Here is a 15,749-nt window from a genome sequence, read left to right as displayed (position 1 = left end):
GACCCCGGGTTTGCACCCGGCTCGCGCGGCGGCAACGATACGTCGCTGTGACACGCAAGCCCCACGAGCAGGACTCGCCGGACGCGAAATCGCCCGTCCACGTGGACGAGTTGTCCAAGCGGATCATCGAACAGCTGCAGCAGGACGGCCGGCGGTCCTACGCCGCGATCGGCAAGGCCGTCGGCCTGTCCGAGGCAGCGGTGCGCCAGCGAGTCCAGCGGCTGCTGGACTCGGGGATGGTGCAGATCGTCGCGGTCACCGATCCGCTGCAGCTCGGCTTCCTGCGGCAGGCGATGATCGGCGTGACCGTGTCCGGCGACGTGCAGGAGGTCGCGGACCGGCTCGCGGAGCTGCCGGAGATCGAGTACGTCGTGATCACGGCTGGCTCGTTCGACCTGCTCGTCGAGGTGGTGTGCCGGGACGACGACCAGCTGCTGGAGGTGATCAACCGCCGCATCCGCAGCCTGGAGGCCGTCACCGGCACCGAGACCTTCGTCTACCTCAAGCTCCGCAAGCAGACCTACGCCTGGGGCACCCGGTAGGGCCTCACCCCAGGCTGGACATCACGTGCTTGATCCGGGTGTAGTCCTCCAAGCCGTACATGGACAGGTCCTTGCCGTAGCCGGAGTGCTTGAACCCGCCGTGCGGCATCTCCGCTACCAGCGGGATGTGCGTGTTGAGCCACACCGTGCCGAAGTCCAGCTCGATGCTCGCCCGCATCGCCCGCGCGTGGTCCGCGGTCCACACCGACGACGCGAGGCCGTAGCGGACGCCGTTGGCCTTGGCGTAGGCGTCCTCCTCGTCGGTGAAGCTCTGCACCGTGATCACCGGGCCGAACACCTCCTCCTGCACGATCTCGTCGTCCTGGCGCAGCCCGGAGACCACGGTGGGCGCGTAGCAGAACCCGCGCTCCCCGACCCGTGATCCGCCGCAGTGGACGACGGCGTGATCGGGCAGCCGGTCGATGAACCCGGCCACCTTCGCGAGCTGGTCGGCGCTGTTCAGCGGGCCGTAGTCCGCGTCGGCGTCGCCGGGCGGACCGGTCCGGGTGCCACGCGCCTGCTCGGTCAGCGCCGCCACGAACTCGTCGTGCAGCCCTTCCTGCACCAGCACGCGGGTCGCCGCCGTGCAGTCCTGCCCGGCGTTGAAGAAGCCGGCGGCGGCGATGCCCTCCGCGGCCGCCGCGACATCGGCGTCGGCGAAGACCACGACCGGCGCCTTGCCGCCGAGCTCCAGGTGCACGCGCTTGAGGTCCCGCGCCGCCGATCCGGCGACCTCGATGCCCGCGCGCACGGAGCCGGTGATGGAGGCCATCTGCGGCACCGGGTGATCGACGAGCAGGCGCCCGGTGTCCCGGTCGCCGGTGACCACGTTGAGCACGCCGGCGGGCAGGTGCTTTCCGGCGATCTCGGCGAGCAGCAGCGTGCTCGCGGGAGTGGTCTCGGACGGCTTGAGCACGACGGTGTTCCCGGCCGCCAGCGCGGGCGCGATCTTCCAGATCGCCATCAGCAGCGGGTAGTTCCAGGGCGTGACCTGGGCGCACACGCCGAGCGGCTCGCGGCGGATCATCGAGGTGTGCCCGGCCAGGTACTCGGCCGCGGCGCGCCCCTCCAGCACCCGGGCCGCACCGGCGAAGAACCGCAGGTGGTCCAGCACCATCGTCATCTCCTCGGAGTGCGTGAGCGCGACCGGCTTGCCGGTGTTCTCGCACTCGACGCGCACCACCTCGTCCGCGCGCGCCTCGATGGCGTCGGCGATGTGCAGCAGGGCGATCTGCCGCTGCGCCGGGGTGGTGCGCCGCCAGTCCCGGAAAGCCCGTTCCGCGGCGGCCATCGCATTGTCCACATCGGACTTCCCGGAGAGCGCCTGGACGGCGTAGACCTCGCCGGTCGCCGGGTCGACGACGTCCAGGGTCCGGCCGTCGACGGCCGGCACCCGGCGGCCGTCGATGAAGTTGTCGAACGCTTGCCGTGCCACGCGACACCTCTTCCGTTGATCGACTGCACTTGACCACTAGATCAATGGTCGTTGATGGTATTTACGACGCTTTCCGTTGTCCATGGCAGTCAGTACAATGGATTCCGCACATACTGATGAGCGTGAGGTTGATCATGAGCGCGACGGACAAGCCCGCCGCAACCGGGGCCCGCACCTTCGGCGACCGGGCCCGCGACCACCTGTGGCTGCACTTCGCCGACCACAGCGGCTACGCCGACACCGAGATCCCGGTGATCGTGCGCGGCGACGGCCCCTACGTCTACGACGAGCACGGCAAGCGCTACTTCGACGGCCTGGCCGGCCTGTTCGCGGTCCAGGTCGGGCACGGCCGCGACGAACTGGCCGAGGCGGCGGCGCGGCAGACCAAGCAGCTCGCGTACTTCCCGCTGTGGTCGCACGCGCACCCCAGCGCGGTGGAGCTCGCCGAGCGGGTCGCCGCCCAGGCCCCCGGCGACCTCGACCGGGTGTTCTTCACCGGCGGCGGCGGCGAAGCCGTGGAGAGCGCCTGGAAGCTCGCCAAGCAGTACTTCAAGAAGACCGGAAAGCCCAACAAGCACAAGGTGATCAGCCGCTCGCTGGCCTACCACGGCACCTCGCAGGGCGCGCTGTCCATCACCGGCATCCCGGGCGCCAAGCAGGACTTCGAGCCGCTGGTGCCCAGCGCGATCAAGGTGCCCAGCACCAACTTCTACCGCGCGCCGGTCCACGCCGACGACTACGAGGCGTTCGGCGCCTGGGCGGCCGACGAGATCGCCCGCGCGATCGAGCGGGAAGGCCCGGAGACCGTCGCCGCGGTGTTCCTGGAGCCGCTGCAGAACACCGGCGGCTGCTTCCCGCCGCCGCCCGGCTACTGGCAGCGGGTGCGGGAGATCTGCACCGAGCACGACGTGCTGCTGGTCTCCGACGAGGTGATCTGCGCCTTCGGCCGGCTCGGGCACGACTTCGGCGCCAACCGCTACGGGTACCAGCCGGACATCATCACCGTCGCCAAGGGCCTGACCTCCGGGTACGCGCCGCTGGGCGCGATGATCGCCGACGAGCGGCTGATGGAGCCGTTCCTGGTCGACGGCAGCAGCTTCACGCACGGCTCGACCTACGGCGGGCACCCGGTGGCCTGCGCGGTCGCCATGGCCAACCTGGACCTCATCGAGTCGGAAGACCTCTACGGCCGGGTCCAGGCCAACGAGGCGAACTTCCGCGCCACCCTGGAGAAACTGCTGGACCTGCCGATCGTCGGCGACGTCCGCGGCGCGGGGTACTTCTACGGCATCGAGCTGGTCAAGGACAAGGCGACCAAGGAGACCTTCACGGCGGAAGACGCGGAACGCGTCCTGCGCGGCCACGTCTCCCCCGGCCTGTTCGAAGCCGGCCTGTACTGCCGCGCGGACGACCGGGCGGAGCCGGTGATCCAGCTGGCCCCGCCGCTGATCTCCACCCAGGAGCACTTCGACGAGGTGGAGCAGATCCTCCGCGCGGTCCTCACCGACGCCCAGACCAAGCTCTGACGACCGGTCAGGGCGTGAAAAGGCCCCTCCCGCGAGAGACCGTGTCGTCGCGGAAGGGGCCCAAGTCGCCGGTCGTCAGGCGATGATGCGGATCGGGTCCTCCAGGAGCCCGGTCAGCAGCTGCAGGAACGCCGCGCCGACCGCGCCGTCCACCGCCCGGTGGTCCGCCGACAGCGTCGCCCGCAGGATCTTGCGGGCCACGAACTCGCCGTCGCGCACCTGCACCTCGTCGCGGGCCGCGCCGACCGCCAGGATCGCCGCCTCCGGCGGGTTGATCACCGCGCTGAACTGCTCGATGCCGAACATGCCCAGGTTGGAGATCGAGAAGGTGCCGCCGGACATCTCGTCCAGCTTCAGCTTGCCCTCGCGGGCCCGCCCGGCCAGCTCCCGGCTCTCCGCGGCGATCTCCGAGACGCTCTTGCGGTCGGCGTCCTTGATCACCGGCACGACCAGGCCGTTGTCGATGGCCACCGCGACACCGAGGTTGATGCGCTTGTGCTGCAGCATCTTGTCGCCGGCGAACGAGACGTTCACCGCCGGGTTCGCGCGCAGGGCCGTCGCCACCGCCTTGACGACCAGGTCGTTGACGCTGACCTTCGGGCCGCCCGCGGCCTGCAGGCGATCGTTGAGGGTCGCCCGGAACGCCATCAGGTCGGTGACGTCGATGGCGCTGGTCAGGTAGAAGTGCGGGGCCTGCTGCTTGCTCTCCACCAGGCGCTTCGCGGTCACCTTGCGGATGTTGCTGAGCGGGATCTCCTCGACGTCCTCATTGGACACCACCGGAGCGGCGGCCGGAGCGGCGGCGGCAGCCGGAGCAGCGGCGGCAGGGGTGGCCGAGGCGGCGGCCTCGATGTCGGCGCGGATGATCCGCCCGCCGGGGCCGGTGCCCTGCACCGTGGACAGGTCCACGCCCTTCTCCTTGGCGACCGCCTTCGCCAGCGGCGACGCCTTCGGCTTCGCACCCTCCTCGGCGGGCGCGGCCGGGGCGGCAGGCGCCGGAGCGGCGGCGGGCTCGGCCGGGGCCGGAGCCTCAGCGGCCGGGGCCTCGGCGGCCGGAGCCGCAGCGGCGGGCGCGGGGGCCGGGGCGGCTTCCGCCGCGGCACCGGAGCCGTCGCCGAGGATCGCGATCGGGGTGCCGATCGGCACCGTCGCTCCCGCCTCGACGAGGATCTTCTCCAGCACCCCGTCGTCGTAGGCCTCCAGCTCCATGATGGCCTTGTCGGTCTCGATCTCGGCCATCACTTCGCCGCGGCTGACCTGGTCGCCGACGTTCTTGCGCCAGGTCGAGATCACGCCCTCCTCCATCGTGTCGGAGAGCCTCGGCATCTGAATCTCAGTCATGGTCTTCCTCGGGTGAGCACAGGCCTCAGCGGCGACGGCGGCCGACGGCGTCCAGCGTTTGGTGGACAGCGGTCGTGAGGGACTCGGCGGACGGCAGCGCGGCGCGCTCCAGCGGCTTGGCGTAGGGCAGCGGGACCTCCGCCGCGGCGACGCGGCGCACCGGGGCGTCCAGGTAGTCGAACGCACCGTCCGAAATGGACGCCGCGACCTCCGCGCCGATGCCGTAGGTCAGCCAGTCGTCCTCGGCGATCACGGCGCAGCCGGTCTTGCGCACCGACTCCACGACGGTGTCGCGGTCCAGCGGCCGCAGGCTGCGCAGGTCGACGACCTCGGCGTTGATGCCCTCTTCGGCCTGCAGCTTCTCGGCGACCTGCTGGGCGACCATGGCCATCCGCGAGTAGCCGATGATGGTGATGTCGGTGCCCTGCTTGGTCACCTTCGCCTTGCCGATCTCGGCGGGCTCGACGACGTCCGGGACCTCGCCCTTGGTGTTGTACAGCGCGAGGTTCTCCAGGAACAGCACCGGGTCGTTGTCCCGGATGGACGCCAGCAGCAGCGCCTTGGCGTCGGCCGGGGTGCTCGGCGCGACGACCTTCAGGCCCGGCACGAACGCGTAGTACAGCTCGATGTTCTGCGAGTGGGTGGCGCCCAGCTGCTGGCCGCCGCCGCCCGGCGTGCGCAGCACCATCGGCACGCTGGTCTGCCCGCCGAACATGCCGTAGATCTTGGCCGCGTGGTTGACGATCTGGTCCAGCGCGATCAACGAGAAGTTGATCGTCATCAGTTCGACGACCGGCCGCAGGCCGAGCATGGCGGCGCCGACCGCGGCGCCGACGAAGCCCTCTTCGGCGATCGGGGTGTCGCGCACGCGCTTCTCGCCGAATTCCTTCAGCAGCCCGGCGGTGATCTTGTAGGAGCCTTCGAAGACCCCGATTTCCTCGCCGATGAGGAAGACGTCCTCATCGCGAAGCATTTCTTCGCGAAGCGTGTCGTGCAACGCTTGGCGATAAGAGATGACGGCCAAGGGTTTTTCTCCTGCACAAAAGCATTGGTGAACCCCGCGGATCTCTCCATTGGCGTCGGAGAGATCCACGGGATCTGTGGCGGGGTGTCGCGAATTCGCGGGGCAGAAGCCTCAGAAGACCGGGTCGGCCGGCAGGCGCCGCGAGTCGTTGGCCACCGGGGTGGCGTAGGTGTAGTCGAACAGCGTCGAGGGGTCCGGGTGCGGGCTGTCGTCGGCGAACGCGACCGCCGCGTCGGCCTCGGCCTGCGCCTTGCGCTCGATCTCCACGGCGTCGTCCTCGTCGAGGATGCCCGCCTCGATCAGCTCGGCCCGGAAGTTCGCCACCGGGTCGGCCTGCTTGGCCTTCTCGACCGAGTCCTCGCTGCGGTACTTGGCCGGGTCGACCACCGAGTGGCCCTTCAGCCGCTCGCTGACGGCCTCCAGCAGCGCCGGGCGGCCGTTCTCGCGGGCCTGCTCGACCAGGCGGGTCGCTGCGTCGCGGACGGCCAGCACGTCGTTGCCGTCCACCCGCTCGCCGTGCATCCGGTAGGCGGCGGCGCGCTTGAACAGGTCCGGCTCGGCCGAGGACTTGTCGACCGTGGTGCCCATCCCGAGCTGGTTGTTGATCACCACGAACACCACCGGCAGGTTCCACAGCGCGGCGATGTTCAGCGCCTCGTGGAAGGCGCCGATGTTGGTGGTGCCGTCGCCCATCTGGCACATCACGACCTGGTCGCCGCCGCGGTAGTCGATGGCCATCGCCGCACCGGTGGCCAGCGGGACCTGCCCGCCGACGATGCCGTAGCCGCCCAGCAGCCCGGCCTCGACGTCGAACATGTGCATCGAGCCGCCCCAGCCCTTGGAGGTGCCGGTGGTGCGGCCGTACAGCTCGGCCATCACGCGGCCGGGCTCGATGCCCTTGGCGATCGCGTAGCCGTGCTCGCGGTAGTTGGTGAACAGCAGGTCGCTCTTGCGCAGCGCCCGCATCAGGCCGACGACGGTGGCTTCCTCACCGAGGTTGAGGTGGCAGTAGCCGCCGATCTTGGCCTGGGTGTAGCCCTGGGCCGCGCGCTCCTCGAAGCGGCGGATCAGGGTCATCTCGTAGAAGTAGTCCTTCAGGAGCTCCGGCGACTCACCGGCGAACCGTCCGCCGCCGGAGCCGCGTACCGAACCGGCGCGGCGCGACTTGGCGGCGCGAGTGGCGGGTTTGGTGCGGGTAGCAGTCTGTGCCATCACAGATCCCCTTTCGATTGGCCGTTTCAGAAGCGGCGGCAGCCGGCTACGCAAACCTCTGAATCCCTCACTGGTCTTCGCTCAGCGCTTCTTCGGCGGCGCGACGTGGACCGGCAGGCCGAGCGCGGACATCGCCGCCTCCATGCCGATCTCGCCCAGGGTCGGGTGCGCGTGGATGGTCTCGGCGAGTTCGTCGAGGGTGGCCTCCAGGGCCATGGCGAGGGCGCCCTCGGTGATCAGGTCGCTGGCGGAGTGCCCGATGATGTGCACGCCCAGCACCTCGCCGTACTTCTTGCCGGCGACGATCTTCATGAAGCCCTCGGTGTCGCCGTAGCTCTGGGCGCGACCGAGCGCGGCGAACGGGAACTTGGCGGCGACCACCTCGTGGCCGGCCTCGATCGCCTTGGCCTCGGTGAGCCCGACGCTGGCGATCTCCGGGTGGGTGAAGGTGGCGGCCGGGATGACGTTGTAGTCGATCGCGGCGTGGTGCCCGGCGATCGTCTCGGCGGCGACCACGCCCTGGTGCGACGCGACGTGCGCGAGCAGCGCCTTGCCGGTGACGTCGCCGATCGCGTAGACGTGCTCGACGTTGGTGCGCAGCTTGTCGTCGACGGTGATGAAGCCGCGCTCGCTGGTGGCGACGCCGGTCTTCGCCAGGTCCAGGTTGGCGGTGTTGGGCTTGCGGCCGACGCCGACCAGCACCACGTCCGCGTCGATCTGCTGCGGCTTGGCGCCGTCCACGGTGACCTTCAGGCCGTCGGCGGCCTGGTCGACGCGGGACACGGTCGCCTCGGTGAGCACCTTGATGCCGCGCTTGGTGAACGAGCGGCCCAGCGCCTTGCCGACCTCGACGTCCTCGGCGGGCACGAGGGTCTTCTGCATCTCGATGATGCTGACCTCGCTGCCGAGGGTGGCGAACAGGGTCGCCCACTCGGCGCCGACCGCGCTGCCGCCGATGATCGCGATGCGCTTCGGCACCTCGGTGAGCCCGAAGGCGCCGTCGGAGGTGATCACGCCGGGCAGGTCCGCGCCGGGCAGCGGCAGCTGCACGGGGACCGAGCCGGTGGCGATGATGACGTCGCGGGCCTTGACCTGCTCGACGGGCTGCGCGCCGGCCGGTTCGGCGGCGTAGCGCGGGCCGTCGGCGCCCAGCGGCGACTCACCGGTGGCGTAGACGTCCACGGTGGTCGGGCCGGTGAACCGGGCGTGGCCGTTGATCACGGTGACGCCGTTGCTCTTGAGCAGGCCGGCGACGCCGTCGGTGAGGCCCTTGACGACGGCGCTCTTGCGACGCGTGATCGCGTCGTAGTCGACGGTGACGTTCTCGACGTTCACCCCGAAATCGGCCGCGTGCAGCACGGTTTCGTACACCTCGGCCGAACGCAGCATCGCCTTGGTGGGGATGCAGCCCCAGTTCAGGCAGACCCCGCCGGGCCGCTCCTTTTCCACCACGGCGACCGCGAGGCCGCGCTGCGCGGCCCGGATCGCGGCGACGTATCCGCCGGGGCCACCGCCCACCACGAGAAGGTCGAACTCCTGCACTTCGCTGTGCTCCTTTGACTGCACGCGCCGGTTACGGAAAGCCCGGATCGAGCGGGCAATTCTCACTGTGAGTGTCGTGAGCACGACCACTCCCGCGCTATGCCCGCTCGCCCAGACTTCTCGGACAACGGATGTGCAAACCGCACATTCCCACGCGTGACACACACAACATGTAACGCGATCATCACCGACAGTACTCGAGACGCCGATCACGTGACGCGAGACACACTCAGGCACGAAAAAGCAAGCGGCGGCGCCGACTCGGAGTCGACGCCACCGCCAGCGGCCCGAAATATGCGTTTTGGCCGAATGTCACGCTTGCACAGTCAAGCGCCTGACCGCGTGAAGTGTGCACAGCCCTCGCGGCCCGACGACGTCGCGCCGGATCTCCAGGCCCGCCGCCCGGCACTGCTCGGTCAACCACGCCGGAGGCAGCCGCAGCTTGGGATAGCTGCTCACCTCCAGCTCCCAGCGCCCTCCGGAACGGGTGTGCAGGACGTCGTGCACGAGCACGGTGTTGTCGTCGGGATATTCGAGGAAACAGGTGAGGATCCGGTCCTCCGTGCTGCGGACCGGGATGAAGCGGTCCGGCCCCGCCAGCTCCCGCGTCAGGTCGCGGTAGGTGGCGACGAAGTGGCCGCCGGGACGGAGCATGCGGGCGATGTCGTCGATCAGGGCGGAAACGTCCTCCCTCGCGGGCAGGTGCGGGAGCGTGTCGCCCATGCACACGATCGCGGCGGCCGTACCCGGCTCGACGTCTCGGGGAAGGACCTCGCAGATGTCGCCGTGCACGGGCCTGATCGCTTGCCCCGCCTCGGAATCCGCGGCGTGCGCGCCGAGTTCGTCGAGCAGCTGGGCGCTGGTGTCCACTGCGATCACCTGGGCAAAACCGATCCGGGCCAGCGCCAGCGATTGCGCGCCTGAGCCGCAACCGAGGTCGACGGCGATGGCGCCTTCGGAATGCGCCCCTACGCCCAGCTCGCGGAAGAGCTCCAGTTGCGCCGAAGCGGTGGCCTCGATGTCGCCGCCGAGCATCCAGGTGTAGTGCTCGGCGAGGAGACTGTCGTAATGGTCGGCGACCGTGGTCACGCGGCTCCCTCCTCGTCACCGCTGCCCAGCAGCGGGAGTCGTTTGGTCAGGGCCGTCACGCGGTTCCGCGGGCCGAAGATCGCCACCGCGGCCTGCGCGACCTCGTCGCCCGGCGTCCCGGACAGCGTACGGAGGTAGTCGTCGTAGTCGCGGGCGCGGCGGGCGACCTCATTGAACCCCACGACGGTCAGTTCTTCCCGCTGCTGGGCGCGGTCGCGCAGATCGCGAGCAAGAACAGCGGTCACCTCCGGACGGCCAACGCGGCGTACGCGGCCGCGCCGTCGCCGAGCACCGCGTCGTCGAACCGGGCTCGCGGCGAGTGGTTGTTCGGCGCCTTCTCCGGGTCGAGGTCTTCCGGGCAGGCGCCCAGGGAGATCATCGCTCCGGGGATCTCGTCGAGCACCCGGGAGAAGTCCTCCGAAGCGCCGAGCGGTTGGGGGGCCGGGGCGAAGCGGTTCTCGCCGTGCAGCTCCCGCAGGGCGTCCGCGACGAACTCCGCCTCCGCCTCGTCGTTGACCGTCACCGGGTACTGCTCGACGAATTCGGCTCGCACCTCCGCCCCGTGCGCCGCGGCGATGCCCGCGCAGACCTGGACCGAGCCGTCCTTGACCACCGACTGGGCGTGCCGGGAGAAGGACCGGACCGTCGCGGCGAAGGTGACCTCGTCGGGGATGATGTTCTCCTGGGTGCCGCCGTGGATCGTGCCGACCGTCAGCACCACCGGGTCGAAGATGTCGAACCGGCGGGTCACGAAGGCCTGCAACGCCAGGACCATCTCGCACGCCACCGGCACCGGGTCCACCGCCCGGAACGGCATCGAGCCGTGCCCACCCCGCCCCCGGACGGTCACCACCAGCCGGTTGGACGCCGAGAGCATCGGCCCGCCCCGGGTGGTGAAGAGACCGCGGCGCAACGAGGAGATCACGTGCAGCGCGTAGGCCGCGTCGGGCTTGCGCCCGGACGCGGACAGGAGGCCCTCCTCGAGCATCCGCGCCGCGCCGTCGTAGCCCTCCTCTCCCGGCTGGAACATGAACACCACGTCGCCGGCGAGCTGATCCCTGCGCGGCGCCAGCAGTTTCGCCGCGCCCAGCAGCATCGTCGTGTGCAGATCATGACCGCAGGCGTGCATCCGGACGTCGTCCGCGGCGAAATCCAGCCCGGTCTCCTCCACCACCGGCAGCGCGTCCATGTCCCCGCGCAGCAGCACCGTCGGGCCCGGTCGCGAGCCGCGCAGGACGGCGGTGACCGAGCTGAGCCCGGCACCCGTCGACACGTCCAGGCCCAGTCCGTCCAATTCGGACAACACGCGTTCCTGGGTGCGCGGCAGCCGCAACCCCAGCTCCGGAACCCGGTGCAGATCATGGCGAATCCGCACCAGGTCCGGATGCAGAGCGCGGGCGTCGTCCACCAACGTCGGCAGGGCGATCATGACAGTCCCTTCTCGCCGGAACGGGCACCGAGCACCGCGGTCCCCAGCAGCGTGATGACGGCGGTACCGGCGGCGAACCACGGAACCGCGGGCAGGTGCCCGAACGCCGCGAGACCCTCCGCCAGCAGCGGGAAGGTGCCGCCGAACAGCGCCACCGCGAGGGTGAACGGCACACCCATGGCCACCACCCGCACCGCCACCGGGAAGACCTCGCTGTAGAGCACGTTCGCCACGGCCGTCGTGGGTGCGACGCCGAGGACGAGGTAGCAGGTCGCCACCGCCCACATCGGCAGCCAGCCCTGGGCGAGCGCGGTCATCAGCGGAACCGTGCTCAACGCCAGCAGCAGAGCCCCGACCCGGAACACCCTCATGCCACCGAAGCGATCGGCCAGCAAACCGGAAACGACCATCGCGGCGATCAACGCGAGCAGGCTCGGGATCATCTCCAGGTTGGACGCCGCGGAATGCGCGACGCCGACCTGCGCGGCGTACTCCGGTAGGTAGACGGTCCCGAAGTAGACCCCGACGGTGGTGCCGGTGGTCATCAGGAACACCGCGAGCATGCCCCGGGCGTGATCGAACGGCTTCGGCCGCGGTGCCGCGGCGCGCCTGCCCGCCTCGAACTCCTCGCTCTCGGCGGCCGTGCTGCGCACCCAGAACGCCAGGACGCCGAAGAGGGCCGCGACGACGAAGCCGATCCGCCAGCCGCCGTCGACGACCCCCTGCTCGCCCAGCACGAGCAGCAGCGCGCCGACGACGGCGAAGCAGAGGATGTTGCCGATGAACGCGCCGCAGTAGGAGAGGCCGCTGTAGAGGAACCTGCGGTGCTTCGGCGCGGTTTCCGTGATGTAGGCCGCGACGCTCGGGTTCTCCCCGCCCATCGCGATCCCCTGCAGGGCGCGCAGCAGCACTAGGACCACCGGAGCCGCGACCCCGATCGTCGCCGCGGTGGGCAGCGCCGCGATCAACAGGCTGCCCAGGCAGATCGTGCCCATGCTGACGATCAGCGCGAACCGGCGGCCGCGCACGTCGGCGATCCGGCCGAGCAGGTAGCTGCCCATCGGGCGGACCACGAAGCCCACCGCGAAGCCCGCATAGGCCGCGAGCAGCTTGGTCAGCTCGTCGTCCCCGGCGAACATCTGCGATGCGAAGTACGGCGCCAGCACCGCGTAGATCGTCCAGTCGAACGACTCGACGATCCCGCCGACCGTGCCTGCGATCAGTTCGCGACGCCCCTTCGGGGAAACCGCCGCTCGCCCTGGCCGCGCTGCCAGGGCCCCATCCACCTGCGCCAACACTCACCTCCGAGGTGTGTTCGTGCCGAGCAGAGTGCGATCCGGTGTAGTTCACCGAAAGGAACCTGCGCAAGAATGCAGGAAAAAGCACGAAGACTGGAAACTCATGCAGGAAAAGGAGAAGGCGCTGGACGAGCTGGACCGCTCGATCCTGCACGCGCTGCAGATCGCACCCCGCGCCTCCTGGACCGAGGTGGGCCGGGTGCTCGACGTGGACGCGGTGACCGCGGCGCGGCGCTGGGACCGGCTGCGCAGCACGGGCCGGGCCTGGACGACCTGCTACCCGGGTATCCGGCTGATCGACGCGACCTTCACGGCCTACGTCGAGATCGACGTGCAGTCCGGCCGGGCGATGGAGGTGGCCCGAACGCTGGCGACCTACCCGCAGGTGGCCACCGTCGAACACCTCGCGGGCGGGCGGGACCTGCTGATCATGGTGCTGGTCGAGGACCTCGGCGCGCTGTCGGAGCTGGTGTCCGAGCGCATCTCGGCGCTGCCCGGGGTCGCCCGCACCCGCGCCGCGCTGGGCACCCGGGTGTTCACCGAAGGCTCCCGGTGGCGGCTGCGCAGCCTCACCGCCGCCCAACAGCGCCGGCTCGTCCGGCCGGCCTCCGACCAGCCGCGCGCCGACCTCGACGAGCACGACCACCGGCTGATCACCGCCCTGTCCCGGGACGCCCGGGCACCCGCGGTCGAGCTGGCCCGGGAGACCGGGCTGAGCGCACCGAACGTCCGCCGCCGCATCGCCGGGCTGGCGCGCCACGGCGACGCCGTGCTGCGGTGCGAGATCGCCCGCAACCTCACCGGCTGGCCGATCGCCGCGACCCTCTGGGCCAGCGTCCCGCCCGGCGAGCTCGACAAGGTCGTGCAGGGCCTGAGCGCCCTTCCCGAACTGCGGATGTGCTCATCGGTCACCGGCCCGCACAACCTGCTGTTCACGCTGTGGCTCAAGTCCGTGGCCGACCTGGCGCGCCTGGAAGCGCTGCTGGCCGACCGCCTGCCGCAGCTGCACCTCGTGGACCGGGCGGTGACGCTGCGCATGGTGAAGCTGATGGGCCGGCTCCTGGACGAGGACGGCCACGCCGCGGGCTGCGTCCCGATCGACCCCTGGCTACCCCCGAAATCCCTGCCTACCGCCTAGTCGCGGAGGCCGTCGCGGAGGCGCAGCGCGGACAGCGCCAGCGACAACGACACGTACGCCGAGCGGCCGTAGAGGGGCTGGCCGATCAGCGACGTGATGCGGTGCAGGCGGTTGAGGACCGTGTTGCGGTGGCAGTGGAGGCGGACCGCCGCGTTGGCCGTCGAGCAGTTCTCCTCCAGCCATGCCGCCAGGGTGTCCAGCAGCATGTCGCGTTCCTTGACCGGCAGCTCCAGGATCGGGCCGAGCTGGGACTCCAGCATCCGCTGCGCCAGGTCCGGCGACTGCACCAGCAGCGCCTCCGGATACCGCTCCTCCAGGGTCACCAGCTCCGCGGCGCCGTACGACGAGGTGCCCAGCGTGGTGAGCGCGAGCTGGTGGGCGAGCCCCACCTCCGCGAGCCCGCGCACCGGCGGCGACACCGCGACGCGGCCGCGCGCCAGCGGTCGCAGCGCGTCCAGCGCGAGGTCCTTGCTCCGCTGCTCCAGCGCCACCAGACCCACCAGCGAATCGGCGCGCACCTGCCACACGGAGCGGAAGTGCAGGGCGCTCAAGGCGTCCTGGTGCCCGCGCAGCGCGAAGCCGCCGTCGCTGGTCAGGTCGGCGACGATCGCCAGGTACCGCCCGCCGGTGGGCAGGTCGAGCTCCTTCGCGGTGCGCTGCGCGAAGGCGATGTCGCGCGCGCGACCCGCGAGCAGGTCCTCGACCATGGCGTGGCGCCGCTGGTCGTCGCGGCGCAGCCGCTCCAGCTCGGTGTTGCGGTAGGACGTCGACAGCGTCGAGGACAGGCCGTCGATGACCGTCCAGATCGACGTCGCGACCCCCAGCACCGAGTCGGGGTCGGCGCCGTCCTGGTGCGCCTGGTCGACCAGCGCCTCCCAGGCGATCCGGCCGCCCAGCCGGAACGTCCGCAGCATCACTTCCAGCGGCACGCCCTGCTCGGCCCGGCGGCGGCCGATCGCGGCCGCCACGTCGTCGCCGTCCGGCCCAGCGACCTCGCCGCTGAGGATCTGCAGGATGCGTTCGAGGTACTGCCGGCAGCCCTCCCAGAGGTCCTCCTTGGGAACGGGGCTGTAGTCGGTCCACTCCGGGTTGTCGGTGAAGATCGCGGCCATCAACCGCTCGGTGAGAGCGGGCACGTCGGCGAGGCGGGCCCGGGCCAGCGCGTGGGTGACTTCGGCGGCGGAGTCGGCAGGATCTGCTACCACACCCAGGAACGATACCGGCCACTCGTTGCCCGGCCTCATCGCTCGATTCGCAGTAGTCCCTCTTGGGCGACCGTCGCCACGTGGCGGCCGGAACGGTCGAAGACGTTGCCGCGTCCAAGCACCCGACCGCCCGCCGCAACCGGGCAGTCCTGGTCGTAGAGCAGCCACTCGTCGGCGCGGAGGTCTTCGTGGAACCACATCGCGTGATCCAGACTGGCCAGCTGCAGCCCCTTGGCGTGCCGGTCGACGCCGTGCAGCAGGAACACCGGCTCCAGCAAGGTCATGTCCGAGGCGTAGGCCAGCGCGCAGGCGTGCAGCAGCGGATCGTCCGGCAGCTTCTCCGGGGCGCGCATCCACACCAGGTGCCGGGAGGCGTCGCTCGGCTCGACCGGCGGCGCATCAGTACCGCGGCGCGAAGCGTCTCCTTGGGGGGTGGCGGTCGGGAGACGGGTGGGGGGGTCGTCGACGTGGCGGAGCTCGATCGCGCGGGGCTTGCGCCACCAGTCCGGGACCGGCACGTCGGAGTCGGCGAAGCGCTCGTGCAGCGGCAGCAGCTCCTCGGGCTCGGTGGCCCGCGGGAATTCCGCCTGGTGCCGCACGCCGTCGCGGCCGCGCTGGAAGGAGACCAGCGCGGTGAACACCTCGACCCCGTCCTGGCGGGCGATCACCCGCCGCGCCGAGGTGGCCCCGCCGTCCCGGATTCTGTCCACTGTGTACTCGACGAGGTCGGTCGGATCCGCGGGCCGGACGAACAGCGCGTGCATCGAGTGCACCGGCCGGTCGTCGGCGACCGTGCGCCCCGCCGCGGCGATCGACTGGGCGAGCAGCAGCCCGCCGAACAGGCGGCGCTTCGGCATCGGCTGGGTGCGACCGAGGAACCGGTCGGCGTCCGGCTCGGCCAGGTCGAGCAGGTCCTGCAAGCGGGGTACGTCCATGACCTGAATCAACTACGCACAACGGGTGGTATC

The 15,749-nt window shown here is 70.7% G+C and carries 14 protein-coding genes; 3 read left to right on the top strand and 11 right to left on the bottom strand.

From position 1 onward, the window contains the following. The first annotated feature begins 47 nt into the window (after nucleotides 1-47). A complete protein-coding gene (locus AC07EQ_RS31865; RefSeq protein WP_132492105.1) occupies nucleotides 48-542 on the top strand; it encodes an Lrp/AsnC family transcriptional regulator in 495 nt (164 codons plus the stop codon). 4 nt (nucleotides 543-546) lie between these two features. Here AC07EQ_RS31865 and AC07EQ_RS31860 read toward each other — a convergent pair whose 3' ends face one another. After that, on the bottom strand, nucleotides 547-1,977 hold the full coding sequence (locus AC07EQ_RS31860; protein ID WP_478391536.1) for a gamma-aminobutyraldehyde dehydrogenase: 1,431 nt from the start codon (nucleotides 1,975-1,977) through the stop codon (nucleotides 547-549). Nucleotides 1,978-2,111: 134 nt separating this feature from the next. Between AC07EQ_RS31860 and AC07EQ_RS31855 the strand changes: the two genes are divergently transcribed. Then, nucleotides 2,112-3,503, top strand: coding sequence for an aspartate aminotransferase family protein (locus tag AC07EQ_RS31855; protein ID WP_478391535.1), 1,392 nt, complete (start codon nucleotides 2,112-2,114; stop codon nucleotides 3,501-3,503). A 75-nt stretch (nucleotides 3,504-3,578) separates the two neighbouring features. Here the strand turns inward: AC07EQ_RS31855 and AC07EQ_RS31850 are convergent, their stop codons facing one another. The 8 genes from AC07EQ_RS31850 to AC07EQ_RS31815 all read right to left on the bottom strand — a co-directional run bounded on the left by AC07EQ_RS31850 (nucleotide 3,579) and on the right by AC07EQ_RS31815 (nucleotide 12,426). Beyond that, nucleotides 3,579-4,844, bottom strand: a complete 1,266-nt coding sequence (locus tag AC07EQ_RS31850; protein WP_478391534.1) for a pyruvate dehydrogenase complex dihydrolipoamide acetyltransferase — start codon at nucleotides 4,842-4,844, stop codon at nucleotides 3,579-3,581. A 25-nt stretch (nucleotides 4,845-4,869) separates the two neighbouring features. Further along, the gene (locus AC07EQ_RS31845; RefSeq protein ID WP_358302905.1) at nucleotides 4,870-5,868 is read right to left on the bottom strand and encodes an alpha-ketoacid dehydrogenase subunit beta; all 999 of its coding nucleotides are present in this window, start codon (nucleotides 5,866-5,868) and stop codon (nucleotides 4,870-4,872) included. Between the two features lie 111 nt (nucleotides 5,869-5,979). Continuing rightward, nucleotides 5,980-7,080 carry a pyruvate dehydrogenase (acetyl-transferring) E1 component subunit alpha gene (pdhA, locus tag AC07EQ_RS31840; protein ID WP_478391533.1) on the bottom strand — a complete coding sequence of 367 codons (1,101 nt, stop codon included), beginning with the start codon at nucleotides 7,078-7,080 and terminating at the stop codon, nucleotides 5,980-5,982. Nucleotides 7,081-7,161: 81 nt separating this feature from the next. Beyond that, nucleotides 7,162-8,622, bottom strand: a complete 1,461-nt coding sequence (gene lpdA, locus AC07EQ_RS31835; protein ID WP_478391532.1) for a dihydrolipoyl dehydrogenase — start codon at nucleotides 8,620-8,622, stop codon at nucleotides 7,162-7,164. A gap of 312 nt (nucleotides 8,623-8,934) precedes the next feature. After that, complete coding sequence (locus AC07EQ_RS31830; protein ID WP_478391531.1) at nucleotides 8,935-9,711, bottom strand: class I SAM-dependent methyltransferase; 777 nt, start codon at nucleotides 9,709-9,711, stop codon at nucleotides 8,935-8,937. Next, complete coding sequence (locus AC07EQ_RS31825; protein WP_478391530.1) at nucleotides 9,708-9,956, bottom strand: DUF2000 family protein; 249 nt, start codon at nucleotides 9,954-9,956, stop codon at nucleotides 9,708-9,710. The genes AC07EQ_RS31830 and AC07EQ_RS31825 overlap by 4 nt, the downstream gene beginning before the upstream one ends. Further along, the gene (locus AC07EQ_RS31820; protein WP_478391529.1) at nucleotides 9,953-11,140 is read right to left on the bottom strand and encodes a M20 metallopeptidase family protein; all 1,188 of its coding nucleotides are present in this window, start codon (nucleotides 11,138-11,140) and stop codon (nucleotides 9,953-9,955) included. Before AC07EQ_RS31820 ends, AC07EQ_RS31825 begins: the two co-directional genes overlap by 4 nt. Then, nucleotides 11,137-12,426, bottom strand: a complete 1,290-nt coding sequence (locus AC07EQ_RS31815) for an MFS transporter (protein ID WP_478391603.1) — start codon at nucleotides 12,424-12,426, stop codon at nucleotides 11,137-11,139. The genes AC07EQ_RS31820 and AC07EQ_RS31815 overlap by 4 nt, the downstream gene beginning before the upstream one ends. 115 nt (nucleotides 12,427-12,541) lie before the next feature. On the opposite strand from AC07EQ_RS31815, the gene AC07EQ_RS31810 reads away from it, so the two are divergent. Continuing rightward, complete coding sequence (locus AC07EQ_RS31810) at nucleotides 12,542-13,576, top strand: Lrp/AsnC family transcriptional regulator (protein WP_478391528.1); 1,035 nt, start codon at nucleotides 12,542-12,544, stop codon at nucleotides 13,574-13,576. Here AC07EQ_RS31810 and AC07EQ_RS31805 read toward each other — a convergent pair. Then, complete coding sequence (locus AC07EQ_RS31805) at nucleotides 13,573-14,781, bottom strand: PucR family transcriptional regulator (RefSeq protein ID WP_452617299.1); 1,209 nt, start codon at nucleotides 14,779-14,781, stop codon at nucleotides 13,573-13,575. The two genes, AC07EQ_RS31810 and AC07EQ_RS31805, sit on opposite strands and share 4 nt — an antisense overlap. A gap of 35 nt (nucleotides 14,782-14,816) precedes the next feature. Beyond that, nucleotides 14,817-15,716, bottom strand: coding sequence for an acyl-CoA thioesterase (locus AC07EQ_RS31800; protein ID WP_478391527.1), 900 nt, complete (start codon nucleotides 15,714-15,716; stop codon nucleotides 14,817-14,819). Nucleotides 15,717-15,749: the final 33 nt, after the last annotated feature.

This window comes from Saccharopolyspora sp. NPDC045839, assembly GCF_056431645.1.
Note: the sequence above shows the minus strand (reverse complement) of the source record. Positions and strands in the feature narration are given on the sequence as shown.